Consider the following 6,378-nt stretch of genomic DNA (forward strand, 5'->3'; position numbering starts at 1 on the left):
ACAAACGGGGTATGACACCAATTCTGCGGCCATACGCGGGATCGGACATCCTCACGGGCGGGCCCGGCCGCCCTGCCTGCCTCAGCAGCCGGCGCCTCGCGGATCCAGTGGTCTCAGAGGAAATGGTGTTCGGGATCCACGATGTACGTGAGGATTCCATGCCAGCGGGAGTCGGGGTTCTCCAGGGCTGCGGGATCCACGCACATCATCGCGCTTCGGACCCGGGCCTGCGCGGCCTCGGGGTCGTACGGCACCTCGATCTCGCTTTCCCATTCCGCGTCGAAGTGCGGGCGTTCCTGTTGAAGGACGTACAGGAAGTGCACGAAGGACCGGAGCGAGCTGTTCCAGAGGTAGGTCTCGGAGTCGTCGGGCAGGCAGTAGACCTTGCCGGTGTCCGGGTCGAAGGCGATGCCGTCATAGGGGATCATGCCCAGCCCGATCCACTTGCCCGCGCCCTCCGGGACGACGGAGTAACGGTCGGCGAGCTTCTCGTCCCAGTCCTCGACGCGCCCGAACCGCTCCGCGATCCCGTCCTCCATGTCGAACCACGGGTTGTCCCAGACCGGGATTCCCAGCGTTCCCAGGACCTCCCTGGCATCGGGGTCGCCGACAGCGGGGAGGTTTTCTTCCGGGGCAACAATCAGTTCGGCCGGGTCGAAAACGGTCTCCAGCATCTCACGGGTGAGGGCGGGCGGGCGATTCATACTCTTTCCCTGTCATTTTTTGACGGCACTCGGAAGCGTAAATATATCATCTGCTGGCCTGCAGTTCGGGGAGATAAAATTGCATCTCGTCGTTCCCCGCGCCGAAACTGTGCGTGACCGCAGTGTTCGGTAATCTCTCCGCCATCCAGGCACTGCAGTTCACCCCGGTATCGCATGGCGCTCTCTCGGTATAGAGCTGGGTTATTCTGTTTTCCTCCCCCTGTCTCAGGAACGGAGTACCTATCATGCGCTCCGAATGCCGGTACCCATTGCTGCGTGCGACCAGTATGAAATCGCCCTTGCCGTTCGCGCCGTCCACCCTGGCCGCGGCGTAGTTGTTGCTGGTGAATTCTCCCTTCCGGTCCAGGCCGCCGTAGCCCTGGTCCGCGTGGCGGGCGAGCTGGGTGGCCACGGAGAGATCGGTACTCCCCGCCGTCACCTGTTGCGACGACACCTGCGGCCGCGGAGTGTCCTTGCCCTCCTGGTCCGTTTTGAGCCGGGCATTCCGCTCTCCCAGCCTCGGGCGCCCTATGTTGGCTTCGTTGAGCCCCAGCCGCTCCTTGTCTTCGGCCGTGAGCTCGGAATGACCACCACCGGGATGCAGTCGGCGAATACTCCCGTCGTCGGCCATGTGGTAGACCGGCGTCTCACCCTTGGCAAGCTTCTCCATTTCGGCCGCATGCTTCGCGTCCACCTCGAGATAGTTGTGCGAGACTTTCTTCAGGCGGGCGTGTGTATCGTGATAGAGGGCCTTGATGGATTTGCCGGCGTCTTCACCGAGTGCCTTGCCCAGCTTTTTCGCGCCGTCCTCCAGCGCCGCGGTGATCTTGTTGGTCATTCGAACGACATCCCGGCGGCCCGAATTCTGAACTCCTCCGCATGCGAGGCGACCGTGCCGGCGTGTGTCTTCATCAGCTCGGCACGGTTCTGGAGTTCCTCCGGATGGACGGAGAACCCGGTCCCCGCTCCCCCGGCACCGGCCGTCACGCCGAGCGCGGACTCGGTGGTCTTGAACATCAAGCCGCTCGCCGCCCGCCCGACCACCTCGACCAGCGGGTTGACCGCGGCCTCGATGACCGCGCCGATGATGTACTGCTCCAGCTGCTGCTCCAGGTAGTCCACGGCCTTTTCCGCCGCCTCCACGATCAGCGCCTCGGCGGCCTCCGCCAGTCCTAGCGTGGCAACCGCGGCCGCCTGATCGGCCACGAACGACGCAGCCAGGACCACGAGTTCGGCAATGGCGGCCTCCTTCATGCCCACGATGACGTCGGCAGCCACGTCCAGCGCGGTCGCCACGGTGTGGCAGGCGGTCAGCAGCTCGGACATGTGGCCGTTCGACATCTGCGCCCACTTGGCGAGCAGCGCGTCGTAGGAGGGGCCCTGGTACACGTCAGCCATCTGCTTGATGGTGGCCGTGGAGTTCTGATGCGTCTCGTCCACTTTCGTGGCGAAGTCGCGTACGTGCTGAGCGAACTCCCGTACCTTGTCCTCGTTCACATTCGGCCAGTTGACGCCGATGAACTGAAGCAACGAGACGACTTCTTCGGGTAGTTCAATCGCCAAGTTTCCTGCTCCCCCGTCAAGTCGGCCAAGACTCCATCAGGTTCGCGCGGATCCGAGGGTTCGACGCCATGGCGGGGCAAAGGTTCGACAATGAAAGCCACTCCCCTCCCACGAGACTGACGCCGTATCAGGCTGCGGGAGAGTGTTGGCTCCACAGCCGCGCCGCGTCAAGACTCAGTGCGTAGGAGCCCTCGCTGCCCCCGATCATGAGGCGGAGCCGGGAAGCGGAATGGGCCGGCTCGTCCGCGACAGCCGGCGCAGGGGTGCAGGCGAGGGAGGAACACGGCAGGAGGAGCGGAACGGCACGAACCCTGCCGGAAGGCAGATGCCACAGGTGAAGTGAGGCGTCGTTCCAGGCGACGGCGAGGAGAGGGCCGACGGAAGTCTGCTCGGCGGTCATGGCCGTGGCGAGGGCGGGCCGCTGCTCGACGGGGCGGGGCATGGGGTCTGCGGAGGTCTTCCAGAGCCGGACGGTGCCGTCCAAGGCCGTGCTCATCACCAGCGTCTGCCCTTCGCCGGGAAGGGCCAAGCAGGTGACGGCGGTGACAGGAGCGGGGTGCAGGACACGTGAGAGGGGGACGGTCTCACCGGCCTCAAGGCGCCACACATGGACGCTTCCCTGCTCGTCACCGATCACGACGACCTTGCCGCAAGGGCTCTGTCCGAGGGCGCTGGGCCGCTGATCAGCATGTGCGAGAGCGGCCCTGCCATGGTGGGCCGCGATGCGGCCGAGGACGCCACCCGGCTCCTCACCGGTGCGGTGAAGAGCGCCGGTGTCACTGAGCAGAAGTGCGCCGTGCTCGGACCAAGCGGCCATGCCGTCGAGGCGGGGCAGACCGGCTGCGGTCTGCGGAATGGAGACGCCGTACCTGCCGGAACCGGCGTCCATTTCGAAGAGGCTCCCCAAAGGATCGGCGACCAGGATGGTTCCCGACTTGCCTGGGACGGCGGCCAGGGCGCTCACGGCCGTGTCCTGCCGGGCCCAGACGGCCGTCCAGGCGTGGTCTGCGAGGAGGGGCAGCAGGTAGCGCGCGAGGAGGGGGCTGGACTCCAGGGCTGCCGCGTGGAGTACGGCCGCACGCTCAGTGGTGTCGTACTGCGCGTCCGAGAGGTGCGGCGCGGCCAGCTCCCACGTCTGCCGAAGACCTCGCGGGGCGGGGATCCGCTCATCGGCCAGACACGCAGCGATGGACACGGTCGACCCGTGGACCAGGAATCCGGGGTCGCTGACGAGCCTCGCGACGGCGGACTCAGGTTCGGGCGCGGCCAGTGCCCGGTCCAGGGCATGTTCACGGGCGGTCCCGGACGCCTCGTCCCACCGCACGCGCCCCTCCGGTGTGCGGGGAAGCAGAAGGTCGTCCTCCGCGGTCGCAGCCGCACCGGCGTCCGTGAACGGCTCGTCGCCGACGTCGATGGTCGTGACGATCCCGACGTCTGTCAGGCCGTCGAGGAAAGCGGTGTCGCCGACCTCGACGACGGCGCGGGTCTGCGGCAGCTCCAGAAGAGGCGCGAGAAGATCACGGACCAGGGTCGTCGGATCGGCCGCCGGGCGGTCGGCCGGACCACGACCGGATCGGTGCAGATCCACCACCAGCACGAACAACGGCCTTCGGTCCACCGCCAGGCGCTCCAGCAGCCGCTCCGGCGCGAGCGGCCCGTAGCCGAGTTGGCGCCCGAGCTCCCAGGCGACGGCGTCCGCGAACAGCCCCTCGGCGAGGACCGTCGCGTGGACCGTGGTCGACGGATGGCTCGCGGAGCCGGCGAGGAACCAGGCCAGCAACTGGCTCTTGCCGCTGCCTCGTGCGCCACGCACCAGACAGAGCCTGGATTTCTCCGGCGGGACACAGGCCGCCCACTCGAGCAGGGCGGGGCCGTGGGTGGCGGTGACCCCGTCGGGCGGCGGCCATTGCGTGATGTCCGGGCCCGTGGACACCGGGGAGAGGCTCACTGCTGCGCCGCCGTGCCCGCGTTCTCGCGGAGCAGGCGGATGCCCTCCGCGCGGGAGTCGGCCGACTCCCCGTAGGAGAAGGTGTGCGTCATCTCCACGTGCGGGAAGACCTCGGCCAGCCACATCGAGCAGTAGTGGCCCGGCATGAAGCAGGGCTGCAGGTCGGTGTGGATGCGCAGGACCTGCTCCGGACCGACACCGGCGGCGCGCAGCCTGTCCCACAACCGCTCTTCGGGGTGGGCGGCGATCGTGCCCGACTGGGTGACGATCCGCTTGCCGTGTTCGGGGTCGACGTACTCGAAGGCCGCGTAGTTTTCCGCGCTCGCGGTGTCGCGGATGTCGTCCAGGACCCGGGGCCACCAGTCCTCCCGGTCGCCGAAGGCCGACGGGTCGCGGGCCTGCAGGCGTTCCTGAAGAGTCTCGAACGCCGAGGAGGCCACGGCGGGTTGGTCGGTGGTGAGGATGACACGCAGGGCGTCACCGAGTTCCACGAGGCAGGAGGCGAATGCCTGCGGGGAGGAGCTCACGAAGCGCCGCTCCTCGTCGTAGTCCAACAGCACCGCCCAGACAGCGCCCCGCGGGTCGGCGCACAGTTCGAAACCGCCGTCGCCGCCCAGCCGCGCCCACGAGGCGCACTCCGCGCGGGCTACACGGCGTCCCGCTGCGGCGGCGTACGCGCCCAGCGCCACCAAGTCGCCGTCGAGCGTGGAGAAATAGGGGCCGACCCTCCGCGGTACCGAAACCCCGGCGAGGCGCTGCACGGCGGGGTCACCGGGCCCTCGGTCGCCAGTCGGATCGAAAGTCCGGAAGGTGGGTTCGTCGATCACCGGAGGTTGCTCCTTGGGCTCCGTACCAGGCTGCGGTGTTGCGCGCTGCGGGCTTGTCGGTGTCATCCGCCGGGATCGGCGCGACCGTCAGTATGACTCCCATCGGGGTCCTCATCGAACCAGAGGGTGAGGAGTAGCTCAACGTGGTCGACTGCTCGTGAAGGACCGGATTGCGCGCCGGATTGCTCCACACCGCCGTCAGTAACGGCCGTTCTCGTACACCTCTTTGCTGTCGCCGACGGCCGTGGTCACCACGGCCCATAGGTCGTGGCCCGTGTCGCGGGTGCCCTTGTCGTGGTTGTACTGGAACTGGAAGACGTATGTTCCGGGGTCGAGGGTGAGGCCGGCGTTGAGCGTCACGACGTAGTCCGCTCCGCCGTCCGAGGCCCTGCCGGTGTGCACCGTGACCTTGTCGCCGAGGGACGTCCAGACGCCGGTGTTCGCCACGCCACCGGTCTGGGCCACGTGCAGGACGACCTTCAGTGCGCTGAGCTTCTTGATGGTCGTGACGCTGACGTTGCTCTGGCTCCAGTAGTTGTTCGGGGACGTCACGGAGGTCCGTACGGAGAGGTAACTGCTCTGCCCGGCCGTCGAGGACCTGGCCGTTGCCTTCTGGGGTGAGACTGCGGTGCTGTGCGACGGCGCAGAGGTGTCACCGTCCTGGGTGTGGGCGGCCGCCAGGCCCACGGCGGGGGGCGCGGCCGCCTTTGCGGCCCCTGCCGCGAGGCGGCCCTTCGCAGGCGTCGACGGAGTCCGGGTCGGGGAGCCCGGCTCGTCGAGGCCCTTGCCGGGGCCCAGCAGAGGCTCCGGCTTCTCCTTCGCCGTCGCGGCGGTCGCATGCGACCCCAGTCCGTCGGCCACCCCCACCGCCGCGAGCAGACCGGCGGCCGCGACGGCGACGCCCAGAAGCCACTTCGAGACGGCGTGGCCGGCGACGGCCCCCGTGGGAACCGGCGCGGCATGCGCACCGCGCTGCTGCTCGGCGACGGACGCCTGCCACAGGGCGACCGAAGACCCCTCACCGGCAGCCTCCGCACCGGCTTCGGTGTCGTCGCCGGTGTGCTCGCTCTTGTCACGGACTGCGGCCGCCGGGGCCGCCGACGTGGCCTGAGCGGTGCTCTGGTCCTGGCCGTCGTCCTGCGGACCGGCCCAGGGCAGGGGTTGATCCCATACGGCGCCCGTCGGCGCGGCGGCCCGGTTGCCGGTATCGGCGTCCGTTGCCGTGGGCGCCGGGGCGAGCGCGACCTGCGCCTGGGACTGCCCGGCGGGACCGTCCGTCCCGCCGGGTTCCTCGGGGGTCTGGTCTCCTGTTGTCATCTGAGCTCTGTTCCCTTCG

At 68.5% G+C, this 6,378-nt stretch carries 6 protein-coding genes; all 6 read right to left on the bottom strand.

Annotated elements, in window-relative coordinates:
* Positions 1-113: 113 nt before the first annotated feature.
* The gene (locus tag ACFY1U_RS12690; RefSeq protein WP_390694129.1) at positions 114-704 is read right to left on the bottom strand and encodes an SUKH-4 family immunity protein; all 591 of its coding nucleotides are present in this window, start codon (positions 702-704) and stop codon (positions 114-116) included.
* Positions 705-750: 46 nt separating this feature from the next.
* Positions 751-1,542 carry a nucleic acid/nucleotide deaminase domain-containing protein gene (locus ACFY1U_RS12695; RefSeq protein WP_390694130.1) on the bottom strand — a complete coding sequence of 264 codons (792 nt, stop codon included), beginning with the start codon at positions 1,540-1,542 and terminating at the stop codon, positions 751-753.
* Entirely contained in the window at positions 1,539-2,267 is a 729-nt protein-coding gene (locus tag ACFY1U_RS12700) for a WXG100 family type VII secretion target (RefSeq protein ID WP_390694132.1), read from the bottom strand. Before ACFY1U_RS12700 ends, ACFY1U_RS12695 begins: the two co-directional genes overlap by 4 nt.
* A gap of 127 nt (positions 2,268-2,394) precedes the next feature.
* Complete coding sequence (locus tag ACFY1U_RS12705; protein WP_390694133.1) at positions 2,395-4,200, bottom strand: WD40 repeat domain-containing protein; 1,806 nt, start codon at positions 4,198-4,200, stop codon at positions 2,395-2,397.
* A gap of 11 nt (positions 4,201-4,211) precedes the next feature.
* On the bottom strand, positions 4,212-5,042 hold the full coding sequence (locus ACFY1U_RS12710; RefSeq protein ID WP_390694134.1) for a nucleic acid/nucleotide deaminase domain-containing protein: 831 nt from the start codon (positions 5,040-5,042) through the stop codon (positions 4,212-4,214).
* 198 nt (positions 5,043-5,240) lie between these two features.
* Positions 5,241-6,359, bottom strand: a complete 1,119-nt coding sequence (locus tag ACFY1U_RS12715) for a hypothetical protein (protein ID WP_390694135.1) — start codon at positions 6,357-6,359, stop codon at positions 5,241-5,243.
* Between the last annotated feature and the right edge of the window lie 19 nt (positions 6,360-6,378).

It is taken from the genome of Streptomyces sp. NPDC001351, assembly GCF_042896045.1.
Classification (GTDB): Bacteria; Actinomycetota; Actinomycetes; order Streptomycetales; family Streptomycetaceae; genus Streptomyces.

Bases quoted from the DNA above. Each gene is read 5' to 3' on its own strand.
- ACFY1U_RS12690 (WP_390694129.1), bottom strand. From the start codon at position 704: ATGAATCGCCCGCCCGCCCTCACCCGTGAGATGCTGGAGACCGTTTTC.
- ACFY1U_RS12695 (WP_390694130.1), bottom strand. From the start codon at position 1,542: ATGACCAACAAGATCACCGCGGCGCTGGAGGACGGCGCGAAAAAGCTG.
- ACFY1U_RS12715 (WP_390694135.1), bottom strand. From the start codon at position 6,359: ATGACAACAGGAGACCAGACCCCCGAGGAACCCGGCGGGACGGACGGT.